19 protein-coding genes and 1 pseudogene are annotated in these 18,990 nt (G+C 72.1%); 6 read left to right on the forward strand and 14 right to left on the reverse strand.

Going from position 1 to position 18,990, the window contains the following annotated elements:
* Positions 1–480 precede the first annotated feature (480 nt).
* From rplT to infC, 3 genes are all read right to left on the reverse strand, one after another.
* Complete coding sequence (gene rplT, locus VIM26_RS07245; protein ID WP_331949678.1) at positions 481–867, reverse strand: 50S ribosomal protein L20; 387 nt, start codon at positions 865–867, stop codon at positions 481–483.
* A gap of 63 nt (positions 868–930) precedes the next feature.
* The gene (rpmI, locus tag VIM26_RS07250) at positions 931–1,125 is read right to left on the reverse strand and encodes a 50S ribosomal protein L35 (RefSeq protein WP_331949679.1); all 195 of its coding nucleotides are present in this window, start codon (positions 1,123–1,125) and stop codon (positions 931–933) included.
* Between the two features lie 101 nt (positions 1,126–1,226).
* Positions 1,227–2,294 (reverse strand): translation initiation factor IF-3, encoded by a 1,068-nt coding sequence (gene infC, locus VIM26_RS07255; RefSeq protein WP_331949680.1) that lies wholly within the window; start codon positions 2,292–2,294, stop codon positions 1,227–1,229.
* A 408-nt stretch (positions 2,295–2,702) separates the two neighbouring features.
* Here infC and VIM26_RS07260 point away from each other — a divergent pair, with 408 nt between their 5' ends.
* Both VIM26_RS07260 and VIM26_RS07265 read left to right on the forward strand, forming a co-directional pair.
* A complete protein-coding gene (locus VIM26_RS07260; protein WP_331949681.1) occupies positions 2,703–3,017 on the forward strand; it encodes a Fur family transcriptional regulator in 315 nt (104 codons plus the stop codon).
* A gap of 13 nt (positions 3,018–3,030) precedes the next feature.
* A pseudogene (locus tag VIM26_RS07265) lies at positions 3,031–4,162 on the forward strand (catalase).
* 128 nt (positions 4,163–4,290) lie between these two features.
* On the opposite strand, the gene VIM26_RS07270 reads toward VIM26_RS07265, so the two are convergent.
* The gene (locus tag VIM26_RS07270) at positions 4,291–6,402 is read right to left on the reverse strand and encodes a S8 family serine peptidase (RefSeq protein WP_331949682.1); all 2,112 of its coding nucleotides are present in this window, start codon (positions 6,400–6,402) and stop codon (positions 4,291–4,293) included.
* Between the two features lie 210 nt (positions 6,403–6,612).
* On the opposite strand from VIM26_RS07270, the gene VIM26_RS07275 reads away from it, so the two are divergent.
* Positions 6,613–6,987 carry a DUF1844 domain-containing protein gene (locus VIM26_RS07275; protein ID WP_331949683.1) on the forward strand — a complete coding sequence of 125 codons (375 nt, stop codon included), beginning with the start codon at positions 6,613–6,615 and terminating at the stop codon, positions 6,985–6,987.
* Positions 6,988–7,257: 270 nt separating this feature from the next.
* Here the strand turns inward: VIM26_RS07275 and VIM26_RS07280 are convergent, their stop codons facing one another.
* Positions 7,258–7,509, reverse strand: coding sequence for a hypothetical protein (locus tag VIM26_RS07280; protein WP_331949684.1), 252 nt, complete (start codon positions 7,507–7,509; stop codon positions 7,258–7,260).
* A gap of 127 nt (positions 7,510–7,636) precedes the next feature.
* On the opposite strand from VIM26_RS07280, the gene VIM26_RS07285 reads away from it, so the two are divergent.
* The 3 genes from VIM26_RS07285 to VIM26_RS07295 are packed head-to-tail and all read left to right on the forward strand — an operon-like array spanning position 7,637 to position 9,431.
* Positions 7,637–8,206, forward strand: coding sequence for a hypothetical protein (locus VIM26_RS07285; RefSeq protein WP_331949685.1), 570 nt, complete (start codon positions 7,637–7,639; stop codon positions 8,204–8,206).
* Between the two features lie 5 nt (positions 8,207–8,211).
* Positions 8,212–8,955 (forward strand): serine protease, encoded by a 744-nt coding sequence (locus tag VIM26_RS07290; RefSeq protein ID WP_331949686.1) that lies wholly within the window; start codon positions 8,212–8,214, stop codon positions 8,953–8,955.
* A 38-nt stretch (positions 8,956–8,993) separates the two neighbouring features.
* Positions 8,994–9,431, forward strand: coding sequence for a spore germination protein GerW family protein (locus tag VIM26_RS07295; RefSeq protein WP_331949687.1), 438 nt, complete (start codon positions 8,994–8,996; stop codon positions 9,429–9,431).
* Positions 9,432–9,476: 45 nt separating this feature from the next.
* Here the strand turns inward: VIM26_RS07295 and VIM26_RS07300 are convergent, their stop codons facing one another.
* From VIM26_RS07300 to VIM26_RS07340, 9 genes are all read right to left on the reverse strand, one after another.
* Entirely contained in the window at positions 9,477–10,208 is a 732-nt protein-coding gene (locus tag VIM26_RS07300; protein ID WP_331949688.1) for an SseB family protein, read from the reverse strand.
* Positions 10,205–10,951 carry a bifunctional 1-(5-phosphoribosyl)-5-((5-phosphoribosylamino)methylideneamino)imidazole-4-carboxamide isomerase/phosphoribosylanthranilate isomerase PriA gene (gene priA, locus VIM26_RS07305; RefSeq protein WP_331949689.1) on the reverse strand — a complete coding sequence of 249 codons (747 nt, stop codon included), beginning with the start codon at positions 10,949–10,951 and terminating at the stop codon, positions 10,205–10,207. Before priA ends, VIM26_RS07300 begins: the two co-directional genes overlap by 4 nt.
* An 89-nt stretch (positions 10,952–11,040) precedes the next feature.
* Entirely contained in the window at positions 11,041–11,679 is a 639-nt protein-coding gene (gene hisH, locus VIM26_RS07310; protein ID WP_331949690.1) for an imidazole glycerol phosphate synthase subunit HisH, read from the reverse strand.
* A 154-nt stretch (positions 11,680–11,833) separates the two neighbouring features.
* Positions 11,834–12,862, reverse strand: coding sequence for a sugar phosphate isomerase/epimerase family protein (locus VIM26_RS07315; protein WP_331949691.1), 1,029 nt, complete (start codon positions 12,860–12,862; stop codon positions 11,834–11,836).
* 8 nt (positions 12,863–12,870) lie between these two features.
* Positions 12,871–13,974 (reverse strand): Gfo/Idh/MocA family oxidoreductase, encoded by a 1,104-nt coding sequence (locus VIM26_RS07320; protein WP_331949692.1) that lies wholly within the window; start codon positions 13,972–13,974, stop codon positions 12,871–12,873.
* On the reverse strand, positions 13,971–15,074 hold the full coding sequence (locus VIM26_RS07325; RefSeq protein ID WP_331949693.1) for a Gfo/Idh/MocA family oxidoreductase: 1,104 nt from the start codon (positions 15,072–15,074) through the stop codon (positions 13,971–13,973). Before VIM26_RS07325 ends, VIM26_RS07320 begins: the two co-directional genes overlap by 4 nt.
* The gene (locus tag VIM26_RS07330) at positions 15,071–15,817 is read right to left on the reverse strand and encodes a sugar phosphate isomerase/epimerase (protein ID WP_331949694.1); all 747 of its coding nucleotides are present in this window, start codon (positions 15,815–15,817) and stop codon (positions 15,071–15,073) included. Before VIM26_RS07330 ends, VIM26_RS07325 begins: the two co-directional genes overlap by 4 nt.
* 212 nt (positions 15,818–16,029) lie before the next feature.
* Positions 16,030–16,767 carry a ParA family protein gene (locus VIM26_RS07335; RefSeq protein WP_331949695.1) on the reverse strand — a complete coding sequence of 246 codons (738 nt, stop codon included), beginning with the start codon at positions 16,765–16,767 and terminating at the stop codon, positions 16,030–16,032.
* Complete coding sequence (locus VIM26_RS07340; RefSeq protein WP_331949696.1) at positions 16,764–18,311, reverse strand: CHAD domain-containing protein; 1,548 nt, start codon at positions 18,309–18,311, stop codon at positions 16,764–16,766. Before VIM26_RS07340 ends, VIM26_RS07335 begins: the two co-directional genes overlap by 4 nt.
* Positions 18,312–18,990: the final 679 nt, after the last annotated feature.

Genomic DNA, 18,990 nt, shown 5'->3' on the forward strand with positions numbered 1-18,990 from the left:
CCGCTCAGTGCAGCGCTCAGTGCAGCCCTCGGTGCAGCGAAAGTGCACCAAAACGCCTCATTCACTGCACTTTGGATGCACAGAGCGATGCACTGAGCCCCCGCCCACCCAACGGTGCGAAGGGGCCGAGTCCGCCATCGACCCCGACGGCCTCGACCCGCCATCGACACCGACGGCCTCGACCCGGCGTCCTCGGGCTCGCTCGCGCCGCGAACTAGGAGTCGTTGTCGTGTTTTCGGCGCTTCGACGACAACAACTCCCAGTTCGCGGCGCGAATCGGCAGCCATTTCCGCCTGCGCGGACGAGCGATGAGGATCCCGGCTCGTGACGAACGGGCGGTTGTGTGACAGACCCCAGACCGACTCGCCAAGGGCGGGGCGGTGACGACAAAGAGCCCCGACCCCACGAAGGGGACGAGGCTCATCGTCGATCCGGCGCGGAGATGAGTCCGCGTCAACGTGCGTAGTGCGAGGGGACTGCTCAGGCCGCGGTGGCCGGGGCGTTGACGTCCTCGGGGAGCGCGGCCTTGGCAACGTTCACCAGGGCGACGAAGGCGGGCATGTCGTTGACAGCCAGCTCGGCCAGCAGGCGGCGGTCGACGAGGACCTCGGCGAGCTTGAGGCCCTGGATGAGGCGGTTGTACGTCAGGCCGTTCGCGCGGGACGCAGCGTTGATGCGCTGGATCCACAGGCGGCGGAAGTCGCCCTTGCGAGCCTTGCGGTCGCGGTAGGCGTAGACGAGGGAGTGGGTGACCTGCTCCTTCGCCTTCCGGTACAGACGCGAACGCTGGCCGCGGTAGCCCGCAGCGCGCTCGAGGGTTGTGCGGCGCTTCTTATGGGCGTTTACTGCCCGCTTCACGCGTGCCACGTGATGCTCCTTGCTTTCGGGGCCGGAATGTCAGAACGCGGCGTGCGGGGCACGCCACCGAGCTTACTTTCCGAGCAGCTTCTTGATCTTGGGGACGTCGACCGCGGCAACAACGCGGTCACCGGCGAGGCGACGCGTACGGCGGCTCGACTTGTGCTCCAGGTAGTGACGGATACCGGCGCGCTCGCGCATGACCTTGCCGGTCCCGGTGATCCGGAAGCGCTTCTTGGCCCCGGAATGCGTCTTGTTCTTCGGCATGGCTGCCACTTCCTCTAGTCGTGTCGCGCGGACTTCACGCGACTCGGTTCGCGCAGGCGCCGCTGGGCACCCGCTCAGTCATTTGTTCGCCAGGGGGTGGGTCAGGAGGACCCCCCCGCCGAAGGCTTCGGTGCCGCAGGCTTCGCGGGCATCGGCTTCGCGGGCGTCGGCCTCGCTGCAGCCGGCTTGGGGGTCGGGACCGGGGCCGGGGCCGGCGTCGCGACCGGAGCCGCCTCGCTGACGACCGACTCGGCCTCGACGGGCTTCGTGGCGACCGGCGTTGCCGCGACCGGCTTGGCAGCGGCCGGCCTGGCCGACGGCGCCGGCCGTGCGGCCGGCGTCGGCCGCGGGGTCGCGACGGGCCTGGGGACCGCGGCCGGACGGGGCGTCGCGGGCTTCGGCGTGGCCGCGGGCTTCGCGGGCGCTGCCGGCTCGGGAGCGGGGACGATCTTGGCGGGAGCCGGAGCGGCCTCCACCGGAGCAGGAACGCTCGCCTCGGGGACGACCTCGACCGGAGCGACCGGAGTCGGCTCGGGAGCAGAGACGACCTCGGCGGGAGCCTGCGACTCGGTCGCGGTCTCGACGCTGCGCGCTGCGCGACGCTGCTCCTGCTTCTGGTCGGCCTTCTTGTGGGTCGGGCCGAGCACCATGATCATGTTTCGCCCGTCCTGCTTGGGCGAGCTCTCGATGAAGCCCAGCTCGGCGACGTCACCGGCCAAGCGGTTGAGCAGGCGGATGCCCATCTCCGGGCGCGACTGCTCGCGACCGCGGAACATGATCATGACCTTCACCTTGTCGCCGGCCTTGAGGAAGCGCTCGACGTGGCCCTTCTTGGTGCCGTAGTCGTGCGGGTCGATCTTCAGGCGGAAACGGATCTCCTTGAGGACCGTGTTCGTCTGGTTCCGCCGGGCCTCGCGCGCCTTCATGTCGGCTTCGTACTTGAACTTGCCGAAGTCCATGAGCTTGCAGACGGGCGGGCGCGCGTCGGGGGCGACCTCGACGAGGTCGAGGTCAGCCTCCTGCGCCAGACGCAGAGCGTCCTCGACACGAACGATGCCGACCTGCTCCCCGTTGGGGCCGACAAGGCGGACCTCGGGAACGCGGATCCGATCGTTGATTCGGGCCTCGGTGATGTGGGTGCTCCTCGTGCTCGCAGTGTGGGCCACCACCGAACGAGGAAAGCCCCCGCCAGTGATCACAAGGCGGGGGCCGGGAGTCCGTTGCCACGATGCGAACAACTCGCACCACGACGAAGAGTCCGCAACGGTTAACCGCCACGTCCTCTTTCGGACCGAACCCGGAGCCTGTCGCCCGGTGAAGGGCAGTCGGCGCGCGGGTGGGATTGGCTCCACTTGTGCACCGGTGAGCCGCTGCTCGCACGAAGACGAGCGCAACTCACCAGTAGGTCGACGACAACAGTAACACTCGCGCGGGTTGCCACCGGCAACATCCGCCACCCTCGGGCGCCACGCGGCGGCCCCGCCCCACCGGTCGGCCACCGAACCGTCGCCCGGGGTTCCGGCCCTGGTCACCCGGCGTTCTCAAAACTTGAATGATTCCAGTGGTTGGGTGCGGTCATGACGAACGCCGCCGCACTCCGCGAGCACGGGCTCAGGGTCACCGGACCCCGCCTGGCCGCGCTGACCGCCGTCGGCCTGGTGCGCCGGATCGAGCCCGCGGGCCACCCTGCCCGCTACGAGCGGCGCGTCGGGGACAACCACCACCACGTCGTGTGCCGCAGCTGCGGCGCCCTGGACGACGTCGACTGCGCGACCGGGTCCGCGCCCTGCCTCGAGCCGAGCTCCGCGGCCGGCTTCACGATCGAGATGGCCGAGGTCACGTACTGGGGGCTGTGCCCCGCGTGCGCCGACGAGTCCCCGCGCACCGTCTGAGAACTTTCCGGCCCTGCCTGCGCGAGCCCGCGCGGGTCGATCTGAGATCGAGAGGCACTCCGTGACCGACGCACTGTTCACCACGACCGCCGCAGGCGCCCCCGTCTCCTCCGACGAGCACTCCCAGACCGTCGGGAACAACGGCCCGATCGTGCTGCACGACAGCTACCTGCCCCGACTTCATCCACTCCCAGAAGCGCCTGCCGGGCACCCACCTGCGCGACAACGACGTGCAGTGGGACTTCTGGTCGCTCTCCCCGGAGAGCGCCCACCAGGTGACCTGGCTGATGGGTGACCGCGGCATCCCGGCCAGCTGGCGCACCATGGACGGCTTCGGCTCGCACACCTACCAGTGGATCAACGCCGCGGGCGAGCGGTTCTGGGTCAAGTACCACTTCGAGACCGAGCAGGCCATCGAGCGTCGCGAGGCGCCGGAGTGGACGCTGTCGGTCCAGGTCATGCCGTACGCCGACGCGGCCGACTACCGGTTCAACCCGTTCGACCTGACCAAGGTGTGGCCGCACGCCGACTACCCGCTGATCAAGGTCGGCACCATGCGCCTGGACCGCAACCCGGACAACTACTTCGGGCAGATCGAGCAGGCCACGTTCGCGCCGTCGAACTTCGTGCCCGGCATCGCCGCGAGCCCGGACAAGATGCTGCTCGCGCGGATCTTCTCCTACTCCGACGCGCACCGGTACCGGGTGGGGACCAACCACGCCCAGCTGCCGGTGAACGCCCCGCAGTCGGCCGTGCACTCGTACGCGGCGGACGGCTCCATGCGCTTCGACCACAGCGCTCCTACGACGCCGAACTACGCGCCGAACTCGCGCGGCGGGGCGCACGCCGACCCCGCGCGTGCGGCGGACTTGGCGGGCGGGGAGTCCGACGGCGAGCTGCTGCGCGCCGCGGCCGAGCTGCACCGCGACGACGACGACTTCGGCCAGGCCGGGACGCTCGTGCGCGACGTGCTGGACGACGGCGAGCGGGACCGTCTCGTCGAGACCGTTAGCGGGCACGTCGGCTAGGTCGAGGCGGTCGACATCCGCGAGCGCGCGCTGCAGTACTGGGCGAACGTCGACGTCGAGCTCGGCGCACGGGTCGCGGCGGCCGTCCGCGGCGCGCTTCCGGTACCCGTGGTCTGACCCCGGGTCTAGGCACGCAGTCTGGCCCGGCCTCTGGGCACCGCGGTCTGACCCAATCTCTGGGCACAGGCGTACGGCGTGCACCGCAGGGTGCACGCCGTACGCCCTTTTCGTCGGCGCGGTGCTCGTCAGACCTGTTGGGTCAGGTTCCAGTACTCGTTGCTCGCGATGATCCCGCCGACGACGGCCTCGAGCCGCATCCCGGCGTAGATCCGGCTGATCCAGGCCGCCCGACCGCCCGGGTCGACCGCCCGGCCGAGCAGGTGGCGGTAGTAGCCGTCCACGACCTGCCCGAGGTGCTCGTTCGAGCCCAGGAAGCCCATCGCCACCGAGAACCGGCCGGCCCCGCTGTCACCGATCCGGGCCACCCAGTACTGGACCTCCGAGGTCGACGGGGTACGCCCGAGCACCTCGCTGTAGAGGTTGGCGACCCACGCCGAATCGGTCCCGCCGGACCGTAGGTAGGACTCCCTCGAGGCCAAGAACCCGCCCTCCATCCGCTGGATCGTCATCCCGTCGGCCAACTGCCCCAGCCAGTAGTCCACGGCGCCGGCCTCCGGCGCCCGGCTGAGGTACCGGCTGTAGGAGTCACGGATCAGCCCGCTGCGGTACTCCTGGGAGTACGTGATCGAGTTCGCCACGGCGATCCGCGGGGTGCCGGTGCGGATCTTGCTCGTCCAGTAGTCCAGGCCCCCGGCGTCCGGCGCCCGGTTGAACAGGTCGCCGTAGACGGACGTCACGTACGCCTGGACCTGGGCCACACTGAAGGCCGGCAGCACCGCGGTGCACAGCCCCGAGTAGGCACTGGTGCCCACCGCGTTCGTCGCGCGGACCTGAACCCGCACGGCCGTCCCGTTGACCAGCCCCGTGACCGTCAGGCTGGTCGCGTCCGCGGCAGCGGGGCGCAGCGCGCCGATCTGGACGTTGGTGGCCGCGTTGACCACCCGGACCGAGTACCCGGTGATCGGGGAGCCGCCGTCGGACTGCGGCGACCAGGCGGCCAGCAACGACGCGTTCCCGGCCGTCGCGGCCCTGATCTTCGGGGCGGCGGGGGCCGAGAGCGGGTTCGTGAAGACCAACAGGTTGGCGGTGCCCGCGGAGATGTTCTGCACGACGCCGGCGGTCGCGTCGCCGAGGACCTGCGAGCCGACCTGGGCCGGGGTCCACGTCGGGTGGCTGCTCAGGATGAGCGCCGCGTCGCCCGCGACGTGCGGGGAGGCCATCGAGGTCCCGGAGATCGTGTTGATTGCGGTGGTGGAGCCGACCCAGTCGGAGGTGATGCCCTCGCCGGGTGCGTACAGGTCGACGCACGACCCGTAGTTCGAGAACCCGGTCTGGGAGTCGTCCGCGGACGTGGCCCCGACGGTGAGCGCCGTCGGCTCTGCGGCCGGTGAGTAGTCGCAGGCGTCCGGATCTTCGGTGCCGCCGGCATTGCCGGCCGCGACGACGAGCGTCACGCCGTCGGCCACGACGGCCGCGGCGGCCGTGTCCAGGCTCGACGACCTGCTCCCGCCCAGGGACATGTTGGCGACGGCGGGCCGGCCCGCCTGGTGGTCCTGCGCGACCCAGTCGAGCCCTGCGATAACCCCCGAGATCGAGCCCGAGCCGGTGCAGTCCAGCACGCGCACCGGCACGATGGTCGCGGCCTTGGCCACCCCGTACCTCGCCCCGGCGATCGTGCCCGAGACGTGCGTGCCGTGGCCGTTGCAGTCGGTGGTGCCGTGGCCGTCGTTAATCTCGGTGCGCCCGACCGTCACCCTGCCACCGAAGTCGGTGTGCGAGGCGAGCACCCCGGTGTCCACCACGTAGGCCCGCACCCCTGCGCCGCTGTTCGCGCCGTAGTGATAGGTCGAGGACAACGGAAGCTGGCGCTGGTCGACCCGGTCGAGCCCCCACGTCGGGTCGGGCTCGACGTTGCTCGCATGCACCGGGGCGTCCGCCTCGACCGCCGCGACCGTGGGATCGGCGCGCAGCGCGGCGACCTGGTCGGGCGTGAGCCGGGCGAGCATGCCGGGGAACACGGTGAGCGCCTGCGTGACGTGCACACCGCGGGCCACCGCCGACCGGACGTGGGTCTGGGTGTTGGCCCCGGCCTTGAACCGCACGATGTACAGCGACTCGCCGCCCCTGACGGATGGCACCGCGGCCAGCGCCGCACCGCCGCCGGTCCCCATCACAAGCGCCGCGACGACCACCGAAACCAATGCGCCGGACCAGACCCTGCGTGGATACCTACGCACCAGGCACTCTCCATCGAGTAGTCGGATGGGCACCGATCACGCCCCCTGCACCGGCTGCGCGCGCGAGGCAGGGCCTCGCCGCGGGAGCCGACGGACCAACGGTGCTTGTCCGAATTGTCCTGAGTCAACCAGTTTGCGGATGAAGTACTGGGGAGCCACCCCGGTCGGAGCACGCGGGACGGGCTGCGGGCAGGTGAGAGGATTTGGCTCATGTCCGCCGCCGCACCTGATCCCCAGGCCACCTCCCCGACCAACGCAATCCGCGACATCGCCGACGTCGCGGCGATCGAGGTCATCACGACCGCCGCCGTGCACCTGATGAGCGCGGCCGCCGTCAAGTGCGGGCTGAGCGAAGACACCACGGACGGCGCGGGCTCGGACTACCTCGACCTGGACGAGGCCCGCAAGCTGATCCACGCGCTCGCCGCGCTGGTCACAGCCTCGGCGCCGGACATCGGCAGCACGCACGCACGCTCGCTGCGCGACGGCGTCCGGTCGCTGCAGCTGGCATTCCGGGAGGCCTCGCCGTTCCCCGATGAGCCGGGCGAGGGCCCCGGCGAGAAGTTCACCGGCTACGTGACGTGATCGGGTCCAGGACCTCGCTCGAGGCCTGACCCGGATGTCGCTTGCCACCGGGATGGGACCTGAAGCCCCGAACCGGGGCTGACCACGGTCGACGCCTCCGGTTCGGCCCGGTGCCGACCCGGTGCCGAGATCGCGTCCCGGCTACCGTTCGGCGACCGAACGAGGGCCGGGGCCCAGTCACCCGTTCGGTCGAGCCCCCCGGACGCAAGCGCAGAGTCCTGTTGACCCGCCGGCGCACCGATGCGTCGCCCTCAACTCCAGCCCCCGGCTTCAGCTCAGGTCCCGATCCAGCTCCGGACTCTCGATCCGGTCTCGATCTGCCGCCGCTCCCGGGGCGGTTGGCTTGGTCGCCGACGCCTCGACGAGCCCTGCCTGCGCGTATCCCTTGCCCAGCGGCCCTACGACGTGCAGAGTGACCACCACACCGAGCGACGCGTTGGGCACCCGGGCGACTAGCGCCACCAGGACGAGACGTAGCACGGCAGGGCGTCGAAGAAGACGCCCATAGGGGGCAAGGGACATGGCGCAAATCTCCCAGGGCGGTGCGCCGTTGCGCGCCCTGATATTCGACCCTGCGCCGTTCCCTGGGACCGATCTGCGGCCCCTCACTGCCGTGCCGCGGCAGTCGGGGCCACCTATCGTTGATCGGGTGACGAGCGACCCGATGCAGCCCGCCGGCGCGCACGACGCCGACGTCGGGCGGTCGCCCCGCCGGCGCCGTCGGCCCTGGGCGTACGGCGCGCTGTCCGCGCTGCTGGTGCTCGCCCTGGGGCTGGCCGGGTATCTCTGGATGACGACCCGCGCGTACGAGCAGCGGGCAGCCTGGGCGGTGCAGCAGGCCCGCGCCATCGGCACTGTGCTCACCACGACCCGCGCCGACCTGCACGACACGACCACGGAGCTCGAGGGGGTCCGCGCCCAGCTCGACACGGCCGAGACCCGAATCACGGCGCTCGCCAACGAGAAGGCGCAGGTCGGTGACGACCGCGAGGCCCAACGTCAGCTCGTCGACTACCAGCAGCGCGTGAGCCAGGCGGCGGGCACCGTCGCCTCGGCCCTGGACCGGTGCGTCAAGGGTCAGGACCAGCTCATCGCCTACGTGAAGAACGCCGGCGCCTATCCCGCGGACCAGCTCACGAAGTTCGAGACCGACGTCGACGGCCTCTGCGCGTCGGCGACCCACGCCAACCAGACCCTCCAGGACGAGCTGTCGAAGTGAGGGGTGTGCGCGGCAGACGGCCGGTCGTCGTCCTCGCCACCGGTCTGCTCGCCGGTCTCACCCTGGTCGGCTGCGGTGCGCTGCCCGCACTGCCGGGACCGGCACCGACCGACCTGGTGCCGTCCATGGTGCCAGGCGGCGGCACCCCGACGACGGCGGGCAACCTCTCCCCCGACGGGTTCGACGCGGCCCAGCGGATGGCCGTGCGCGTGCGCAACGTGGGCTGCAAGTCCCTGTCCACCGGCTCCGGCTTTGCGATCGACGCGACCACGCTGATCACCAACCGGCATGTGGTGGACGGGTCCTCCGACCTCCAGCTCAGCACGTACGACGGTCGGGACATCGCCGCCACCGCGGCGAGCACGGCGAAGCTCGCCGACCTCGCGATCGTGCGCACCGTCGACCCGCTCCCGGCGTACCCCGAGCTCGCGAAGACGGACCCCGAGCCGGGGGACGCCGTGACCGTCGTCGGGTACCCGCAGGGTGGCCGGCTCACGGTGACCGTCGGCCGCGTGATGGGCGCGACGACCGACCCGCTTAACGTGAATCTCGGCGAGGTGCTCGTGACCGACGCACCCGTCGAGCCGGGCAGCTCGGGCTCGGCCGTGCTGGACGCGAAGGGTCGCGTGATCGGAGTCGTCTACGCAAAGAACTCCGATGACATGAGCTTCATCGTCCCCGTGAGTACGCTCCGAGACATGCTCGCGGACGAGAGCGCGTTCAAGCCGACGCCCGCGTGCACCGACTGATTCGAGCGCTGTACGCGCACCCTCTGGAGGAGGCCTCCATGTCCGAGAGCACCCAGTCCGAGACCACGCCGACCAAGCCCCCGTTCGACCCGATCGCAGTGACGAAGGCGGCGAGCGACGCGCTCAGCGTCCGCCGGGTGTTCGGCGAGGCCTACGAGCACAACGGCGTCTGGGTCATCCCGGTCGCCAAGATGATGGGCGGCACCGGGTCCGGATTCGGTACCGGCGCGGTCGGCGGGAGCGGTGAGAAGGACGCCCATGCCGAGCACCACGGGCCGCACGGCGAGGGCGAGGGATCCGGCGGCGGGGGCGGCTTCGGGATCAAGGTGCGCCCGGTCGGGGTCTACGTGGTCGACGACTCGGGCGTGCGCTGGCGTCCGGCGATCGACGTGACCCGGGTGATCCTCGGCGCTCAGGCGGTGGGCATCGTGATCGCGGTCTCGCTCTCGTGGGTGCTGCGCAAGCGCCGGAAATAGCCAACCGGCGATCGCTCAGCCGGCCGTCGCTCAGCCGGCCGTCGCTCAGCCGGCCGTCGTCAGCCGGAGCTCGAGGGAGTCCACCCGGGCGGCGACCGTGCCGTCCGCGGCGAGCGCATCGTTCACGCGGACGAGCACGGCGTCCAGCCCGGCCCTGTCCAGCCCGGGCCTCAGCGCGAGCACGACGGCGACCTCGGCGCGGCGGCCCGGCTCGACGTCGGTCCGGGCCACCTCGGGCACGGCGGCGAGCGCCGCCGCGACCGCCGCGCGCACGTCGTCGTCGACCGCGTGGCCGGTGACGGCGGGGCGCCAGGGCTCCTGCTTCGCCAGCGCCCACACGGCCGGGCGCGGGACGAGGACCGTGACGGGTCCGCCCGGGTCCACGACCAGGACCTCCCAGCCCTCCTCCACCGCGGACAGCGCGGCGCGCGCCACGACGCTCGGCACCGGCCGGGCGTCCGCGCGCCAGGTGGTCATCGCCGCGACGGACGAGAACACCGGCAGGGCCGTGCGACCGTCGGGCGCGCGCAGCGCCACGATCCCGGCCGACGCCACCTTGTCGACCGCGAGCTCGTGGCCGTCGTGCGTGGCGACGTCGCCGACCTCGAGGTCGGCGAGCACCGGCACCAGCACCCGCGCACCGGCCAGCGCCGCGACGACGTCGGCCACCGAACCGGAACCGGCGCCGAAGGCACCCAGCGCGGCCGCGAGCTCAGGGTCGGCCGACCCGTCGTCGCCCGCGAACGCGGACGACGGCGGCAGCTCGCGCGGGCTCACGGCCGGCCGGCCACGTCCAGCGCCTGCGGCAGCGAGAACGCGCCCGCGTACAGGGCCTTGCCGACGATCGCACCCTCGAGGCCCAGCGGAACGAGGCGGCGCAGCGCGACGAGGTCGTCCAGGCTGGAGATCCCGCCGGACGCCACCACCGGCGCGCTGGTCCGTTCGCACACCTCCCGCAGCAGGTCCAGGTTCGGGCCGCGCAGCGTCCCGTCCTTCGTCACGTCGGTGACCACGTAGCGCGCGCAACCGGCGTCGTCCAGGCGGGCCAGCACCTCCCAGAGGTCCCCACCCTCCTTGGTCCAGCCGCGCGCGGCGAGCGTCGTGCCGCGCACGTCCAGCCCGACGGCGACCGCGGCCCCGTGGGTCGCGATCACCCGCGCCGTCCACTCGGGGTCCTCGAGCGCGGCGGTGCCGAGGTTGACCCGGGCGGCCCCGGCAGCCAGGGCACGCTCGAGCGAGGCGTCGTCGCGGATCCCGCCGGACATCTCGACCTTGACGCCGTGGGCGCCGAGCGCGGCGGCGACCTCGGCGAGCGCCTCGGCGTTCGAGCCGCGGCCGAACGCGGCGTCGAGGTCGACCAGGTGCACCCACTCCGCACCGCCGGCCTGCCAGTCCAGCGCGGCGGCGAGCGGGCTGCCGTAGGAGGTCTCCGACCCGGCCTCGCCCTGGACCAGGCGCACGGCCTGGCCGTTCGCGACGTCGACGGCGGGCAGCAGCTCGAGGCGGTCGGGCTCGGTCATCAGGGGGTTCTCTTTTCGGTCGAGATCGAAGGTGGGCGGCGGGCCGGCGGGGCGCCGTGCTAGGCCCGGCGGGCGACGCGGTGCAGCGCTCAGCGCAGCGCGGCGACCCAGTTGGCGAGCAGCTGGGATCCGGCGTCGCCGGACTTCTCGGGGTGGAACTGGGTCGCGGCGAGCGGGCCGTTCTCGACCGCGGCGACGAACGGGCCGCCATGGTCGGCCCAGGTCACCAACGGCGGGGCGAACCGCGCGTCGCCGAGCGGGGGGAAGGTGCGCGCGGCGTAGGAGTGCACGAAGTAGAAGCGCTCGTCCTCGATACCGGCGAACAATGTGGTGTCGGCCGGGGGCTCGACTGTCGCCCAGCCCATGTGCGGCACGACGTCGGCCTCAAGGCGGTCCACGAGCCCGGGCCACTCGCCCAGGCCCTCGGTGTGCACGCCGTGCTCGTCGCCGGCCTCGAACAGGACCTGCATGCCCACGCAGATGCCGAGCACCGCGCGGCTGCCCGCCAGACGCCGGCCGATGATCTGCCCGCCGTGCACGGCCGCCAGGCCGTCCATCACAGCGGCGAACGCACCGACCCCCGGGACGACGAGGCCGTCGGCCTCCGCGCAGGTCTTCTGGTCGGCGGTCAGCTCGACCTTGGCGCCGACGCGCTCGAGCGCGCGCACGGCCGAGCGGACGTTGCCGAAGCCGTAATCCAGGACGACGACGTTCGGGGGGGTAGCCACGGCAGGCGAGTTTACCGGCGCCACGGGTGCGCCCGGGCCGCCCGCCGCCCCAACGACCCGTAACGTCCGAGCGTTGACGTCCTATAGGACGTCAACGCTCGGACGTTGCGGGGTCTGTGGGGGATTTCGCCGGTCGGTCCTGGGTGCTGAGTGGTCAGTCCTGGTTGCTGAAGGCTGCGTCGAAGGACGCCGTCGGCAGCTCCCAGAGCAGCGACCGGATGTAGCCGATCGCCTCGCGCGCGCCGTGCAGGCGGTCCATGCCCGCGTCCTCCCACTCGATGGAGATCGGGCCCCGGTAGCCGATCGAGTTCAGGGCGCGGAAGGCGTCCTCCCACGGCACGTCGCCGTGCCCGGTGGACACGAAGTCCCAGCCGCGACGCGGGTCGCCCCACGGCAGGTGCGAGCCGAGCACGCCGGCGCGGCCATTCTTGGGCCGCAGCCGGGTGTCCTTGCAGTCCACGTGGTAGATCCGGTCCGCGAAGTCGACGATGAAGCCGACCGGGTCGATGTCCTGCCACATCATGTGGCTGGGGTCCCAGTTGAGCCCGAACGCGGGCCGGTGACCGATCGCCTCGAGGGTGCGGACCGTGCTCCAGTAGTCGTACGCGATCTCGCTCGGGTGCACCTCGTGCGCGAACCGAACCCCCTCGTCGTCGAACACGTCGAGGATCGGGTTCCAGCGGTCGGCGAAGTCCTGGTAGCCCGCGTCGATGACGGCCGCGGGGACCGGCGGGAACTGCGCGACGTAGGGCCAGATCTTCGACCCGGTGAACCCGACGACGGTGTCCACGCCGAGCCTGCGCGCGACCGTCGCGGTGAGCTTGAGCTCGGCGGCGGCGCGCCGGCGGACACCCTCGGCCTCGCCGTCACCCCACACCCGGGAGCCGACGATCGCCTGGTGGCGGAAGTCGATCGGGTCGTCGCAGACCGCCTGGCCCTTGAGGTGGTTGGAGATCGCAAAGACCTTGAGCCCGTACTTGTCGAGGATGTCCAGGCGGCCCTGCAGGTAGGCGGGGTCCTCGGCGGCCCGCCACACGTCCAGGTGCTCGCCCGAACAGGCGATCTCCAGGCCGTCGTAGCCCCACTCGCTCGCGTACCGGGCGACCTGCTCGAGCGTGAGGTCGGCCCACTGGCCCGTGAACAGCGTGACCGGGTGGGTGGACGTGCCGGAGTGCGCAGTCATCGTTTTCCTTAGGTGTCGATCCAGCTTCCGGACCCGGCCGAGGCCAGTACCGCATCGGTCAGGGTGGCGGCCCGCAGGCCGTCGTCGAACGTGGGCAGCCCGTCGGGTTCGCCGCCGCGGACGGCCGCGTAGCTGTCGGCGACGAAGGCGTTGAAGGCGTCCTGGTAGCCGAGCGGGTGGCCCGGCGGCAGGACCGAGAGGCGCGCCGCGTCGGCACTGAGCTCGTCGGTGTTCCGGCGCAGCGACTGCGATCTGGTGCGCCGCCCGAGCCAGAGGGTCTCGGGCTCCTCCTGGTCGAACCCGATCGTCTCGGCCGCCCCGGAGAGCTCCAGGTGCAGCCGGTTCTTGCGGCCGGGCGCGACCTGCGAGACCAGCAGGGTGCCGATCGCGCCGCCGCGGGTCTCGACCAGCACCGCGACGAGGTCCTCGGTGGTGATGGCGTGGCTGGTGGCCCGGTCGGCGAAAACGGTGCGCTTGAGCGCCTGGACGCGCGAGATCCTGTCCCCGGTGACGAACTCGAGCAGGTCGCACAGGTGCGAGCCGATGTCGGCGAACGCCCTGGACGGCCCGCCGGTCGCGGCGTCGACCCGCCAGTTGTCGTCCGACGGCGCCAGCAGCCAGTCCTGGAGGTAGGACCCCTGGACGCTGAGCAGCCGCCCGGTCTCCCCCGCGGCGACCCGGGCCCGCGCCTCGCGCACCATCGGGTGGAACCGGTAGACGAACGGGACGGTCGCGGTCACGCCGGCCGCCGCGGCGGCGTCGGCCAGCCGGGTGGCGTCCGCCGTCGAGGTCGCCAGCGGCTTCTCGCAGATCACGTGCTTGCCGGCCTCGATCGCCGCGAGCGCATGCTCGACGTGGGACGAGTTCGGAGTCACCACGTGCACGACGTCGATCGTGTCGTCCGCGAGCAGGTCCGCGGCGGAGCTGTAGGCCCGCTCGAACCCGAGGGTCGCCGCTGCCCGCTCGGCGCTGGCCGGGCTCGAGGAGGCGACCCCGGCGAGCACCGCGCGGGCGGCCCGCGCGGCGCGGCTGTGCACCTGCCCCATGAAACCGCCACCGAGGAAGCCGGCACGCAACGGCGACGGCGAGCCCGCGCCGGCGTCGTGTGTCAAAGGCTCGCGGCCTTCGGATCCCAGTGCTCCGGAACCGGCGGGGCCTTGGTGAAGCTGCTCTCGACGGCGACCGACTCGCCGCGCTCGGCCGACTCGGTGATCGAGACCATCGTGTCCAGCACGTGGCAGGCCAGCGCGCCGTTCGCGCGCTCCGGGCGGCCGGCCCGGATGGCCTGGGCGAGCTCGGCGACGCCGGTGCCCCGCGAGGAGATCGAACCGGCGGGCGGGACCCGGCGGCCGTCGTGGTCGAGGTCGTCGAAGATCACGCAGTCGCCGTCGAAGTGGTTCGGGTCGGGGTACGCGAGGGTCCCGGTACTGCCGGAGACCTCGATGAGCCCGCGACTGCGGTGGGACTGGAAGCTGAAGATCGTCTGCGCGGACGCACCGCTCTCGAACTCCAGCAGCGCGCCGTGGTGCGACGGGACCGTGACGTCGAACGAGGTCCCCGCCCGCGGGCCCGAGCCGATCACCCGGACCGGGCGCGCGGTCGAGGCGGCCGCGGTCACCCGGGCGACCGGCCCGAACGTCTGCACGAGCGCGGTGAGGTAGTACGGCCCGACGTCGAACAGCGGCCCGCCGCCGGCCTGGAACAGGAACTCGGGGTTCGGGTGCCAGGAGTCCGGACCGGGCGACTGCATCAGGGCGAGCGCCGTCAGCGGCGTGCCGACCGCACCGCCCTCGATCAGGCGCAGCGCGGTCTGCAGGCCCGCGCCCAGGAAGGTGTCCGGGGCGGTCGCGACCCGCAGGCCGAGCCGGGCCGCCTCGGCCAGCAGCGCCTGGCCGGTCTCCCGGTCGAGCGCGAACGGCTTCTCGGTCCAGACGTTCTTGCCCGCCGCGAGCGCCCGGCGGGCGACCTGCACGTGCACCGCGGGAATCGTCAGGTTCACCACGATCTCGATCGCGGGGTCCGCGAGCAGGTCCTCGACCGAGCCGCTGCCCGGCACGCCGTACTTCTGGGCCTGGGTCTTGGCGCGCACGAGATCCAGGTCGGCGACGAACCGGACGTCGAGGTCGGGGAACGTCGTGAGGTTCTCGAGGTACTGATCGCTGATGACGCCGGCACCGATGACGCCGACGCCGACGCGACCGGTGCGGCTCACGCCCGGACCCCGTTCGCGGTCAGGTACGCGAAGCTGTCGCGCAGGGCGTCGAAGATGTCCCCGCTGAAGCCGTCGAGCTCCACGACGCGCAGGGCCTGCGGAGCGGCGGCGAGGATCGCGAGGATGTCGAGGTCCCCCGCGCCGACGGCGGTCTGGTCCTGGTCGTCCCGCGTGACGGCGCCGTCCTTGACGTGGATGAGCTGGACGCGCTCGCCGAGGCGGCGCAGCAGGTCCGCGGCGGACGTGCCGCCGACCTCGGCCCAGTACGTGTCGACCTCGAGGACGACCGCCGGGTCGAGGTGGTCGGCGAAGATCTCCAGAGCCGGGGTCTCGTCGATCCGGTTCTCGGTCTCCCACCAGTGGTTGTGGTAGCCGATGACCAGGCCGTGGCCCGCGCCGACCTTTGCGATCTCGTTCAGGCTCGCCGCAGCGGACGCGACCCCGTCCCGCGTGGTCCACAGCGCGTTGTCGATGTGCGGGTCGATGACCGTCGTGACGCCGAGCTTCGCGGCCGCGGCGAAGATCACGGCGACGTCCTGGTCGAGCAGACGGGCGTGGGCCGACGGAGCGAGCAGGCCGGCCGCGGGCAGCAGCTCGGCGTACTGGTCGACGAGATCCACGAAGCCGAACAGCTCGACGTTGCGATACCCGAGCTCACCGACCCGGCGCAGGGTGCCGCCGAGATCCGCCGCGAGGGCGTCCCGCACTGTGTAGAGCTGGACCGAGAGCTGGGACTGCGACACGTCGCCTCCACGTTGAGTGACACCACATCCGTCGGTGCGCGGATCTTCCGACCACGCCACCGCCCCAAACCCTAAGGGTTAGTAGGGATTGCTGTGACCAAAGTCTCCCTTCGGGTCCGCTCGCGGCCGACGGCGAACGGGTCGCGCGCCCGGATCACGCTGGCTATTGCCTTGCTTTCGCGGAGCTCGCCTCAGCGGGCGCGGACCTCGCCTCACGCCGGCTGGACCTCGGCCCAGAGCTCCTCATAGCACTGCGCCGCGCGGCTCTTCGGGGCGAAGGCGGCGACCGGCGCTCGGTGCTCGGCCATCTGCTCGATGACCGCGAGCGACGGGATCACGGTGTCCAGGACCCGGTTGCGGTCACGACCGATCGCCTCGATGACGTCGCGGTGCAGCCGCTTGCGGCGGTCGGCCATCGAGAAGAACGCCACCACCTCGGGTCGGGGCTTGCGCGAGTCGGCCACGAAGCCGACCAGCTGGTCGAACGTGCGCAGCGACAGCGTCGCCGGGATCAGCGGCACCAGCAGGGTGTCTGCGGCGTGCAGGACGTTCTCGGACATCAGCGAGATGCTCGGGGGGCAGTCCAGGAGGACGACGTCGTACTCGCTCTGCACGCCGTTGAGCAGCTGGCGCAGGCGGGTGGTCCGCCGCTTGGCGTCGTCGAGCTCGAGGTCCATGTTGCGGTAGCTGAAGTCGGCGGGCAGCAGGTCCAGGTGCTCGAAGTCGGTGGCCTTCAGGGCGTCCTCGAGCGGGCGCTTGCCGGACACCAGGCCGTGGCCGCCGCCCTTGACGCGGGGGCGGACCCGGAACAGGAACGTCGCGGCGCCCTGCGGGTCGAGGTCCCACAGCAGGGTCCGCCGGCCCTCCCGGGCGGCGAGGTAGGCCAGGTTCACGGCCGTCGACGTCTTTCCGACGCCACCCTTGATGTTGTACGTCGCGAACACCTTCACGCCGAGCCTCCGAGCCGTTGGCTTCCTGTGCCGGACCGTCGCCGGAACCGGGCGAAGGCACTGTCGAACTCCTCGCGGGCCCGGTCCTGCTCGGCGTCGAGGTGGCCGATCAGCTCGCCCATCGCGAGCAGGGCCGTGGCCTTGGTCCCATCCGCCATCATTTCCTCGGCGAGCTCGCGCAGCGTCCGGCGCTGCACCTCGGAGTCCTGGAACCGGCCCAGGACGTCCTGCAGCCCCTTGAGGTCGCTGATCGCGCGCTTGCGCGGGCCCTCGTCGATCACCCCAGCGAACACCTCGAGCGCGTAGCGCAGCTCCTTGCACCGCTTGCGCAGGTCGTGCAGGTCCTGGGCCGGGGATTCGGCGGTGATCGCGGCCCCTGCGCGCACGACTATCCGGTGGGCGCGCGAAATCGTGCGGCTCGCGAGCTGGCCGGCCGACGTCGGTTCCTGGTCGCCGTCCCGAGGCGCGTCCGGGACCTCGGTCAGCGCCTGCTCCCACTGCGTGAGCAGGCGCTGGAAGCTCGCGGACCGCAGGGCACGCACCAGCGTGCGGCGATGGATCGCGCGCGCGTGGCGCAGGTGCGCCGCGAGCGGTGTGAGCTCGGCCGGGTCCGCGGCCACGAGCCAGCCCCCGATCGTCGGCAGGCTGAGCAGATAGACGTCCAGGTCGCGCACCGGGGTCGTCAGGTCACCCAGCTCCTTGAAAGCCGGCTCCCACCGGGTGCGCATCACCTCGGGCAGGACCGGGCGCCCGAGCTTGAGCGTGGAGCGGGTCCGGCGCAGCGCCACCCGGAAGTCGTGCAGGAACTCGGTATCCACGTCGTCGAGCAGGCCGGGCAGGTTCTCGCGCATCGCCGCGACGAACCCGCTCAGCACGCCCGTCAGGTGCACCGTCGCTGGAACGTTGCGATCGCCGCCCGACGGCGGCGGCCCGCCGTCGGGCGCGCGGTCCGCAGGGGGCTCGATCGGCCGCAGGCCGAGGCTGATCAGGAGGTCGGCGGCTCGGCGGGCCTGTGGGCCGTAGCCGCGCAGCGCGTGGACCGTGACGTGCGCAGGGTCGGCGCCGGTCGAGGCCGGTTCGTCCAGCTCGATGCGGACGACGAGCTTCCCGTCGTCGTTGCGCAGTTCGAGCGAGCGGGTGCGGCGCGTGGAGTCCGCGATCACCAGCACCGCCCGGATCCCGGTCGCCGGGGCGATCAGGTCCCGGACCGGGCCCGCCGACACGGCGTCGGCCAGGGCCGGCCAACGCGCGCCCGTGACGGGCTGCGTCACGGGTTCTTCGTCGCGCGAGGTCGACCCGGTCCGGGCCAGCACGAGGCGCTCGGCGCCCGCCCCGGTCTCGTGCTCGAGCGTCAGCCCCGCGGCGCGCAATCGCCGATCGAAGGTGTCGAGCCGCCGACGTCGCACGCGGCGACCGGGGCCCCCGATGACCGTGAACCGCGTGCTCAGGGCGGCGACGACCGCGTCCGGCTCGAGCGGGGAGCCGCCGGCTGTCTCCAGGACGACCCTCGGTGCGGTCGGCCGGGTCATGGTGGCGTCACGCAAGCCTCCGCAGGTTGACGCCCCTGGCACAGGAGCCCACGCCCGAACCGGACATCTCCGGCCGTCCGGCCATCCTTGCCGGTGCCCGGTTCAGGCGCATCCGCAACACGCCGCGTGCGCACTCGGGTCGAGGCTGGATGGTTGGCTCACACCCGATCGGGCACCACGAATGGGTACACCTGCGCCTGCGCACCCGGTCCCCTGGTCGCGCCCGGCCCCGGCCGGCCGCCGAGTTCGCCGTTCCCCGGCGAGTTCGCCATTCCCCGGCGAGTTCGCCGTTCCCCGGCGAGTTCGCCGTTCGAAACCGACGAACTCGACGTCGAACCGGCGAACTCGAGTCCGGTTCGGGTCTCAGGTTCCGAAACCTGGCTCAGTGCAGCTCTCAGTGCAGCCAACGAGCGCCAGGGGTACACGTTCGATGCACCGAGCGCTGCACTGAGCCCTCACCACCCTCAAACCGGCCGCCCGACGACGCGCCCGGCCCCGGCCGGGCGCCGGGTTCGCCGGTCCCGGGCGAGTTCGCCGTTCCGGGGCGAGTTCGCCGTTCGAAACCGGCGAACTCGCGTCAGAATGACGAACTCGAGCGTGGTTCGCCTTGGCGGTGACCGGTGTGGGCAGGGCGGGCAGCGTCCAGGCCGGCGAGCTCGGCATTGCTGCGGAGATCGCCTCGTGCGGGAGGTGC

It is taken from the genome of Pengzhenrongella sp. (assembly GCF_036565025.1).
In the GTDB taxonomy this organism is placed as follows: Bacteria; Actinomycetota; Actinomycetes; order Actinomycetales; family Cellulomonadaceae; genus Pengzhenrongella.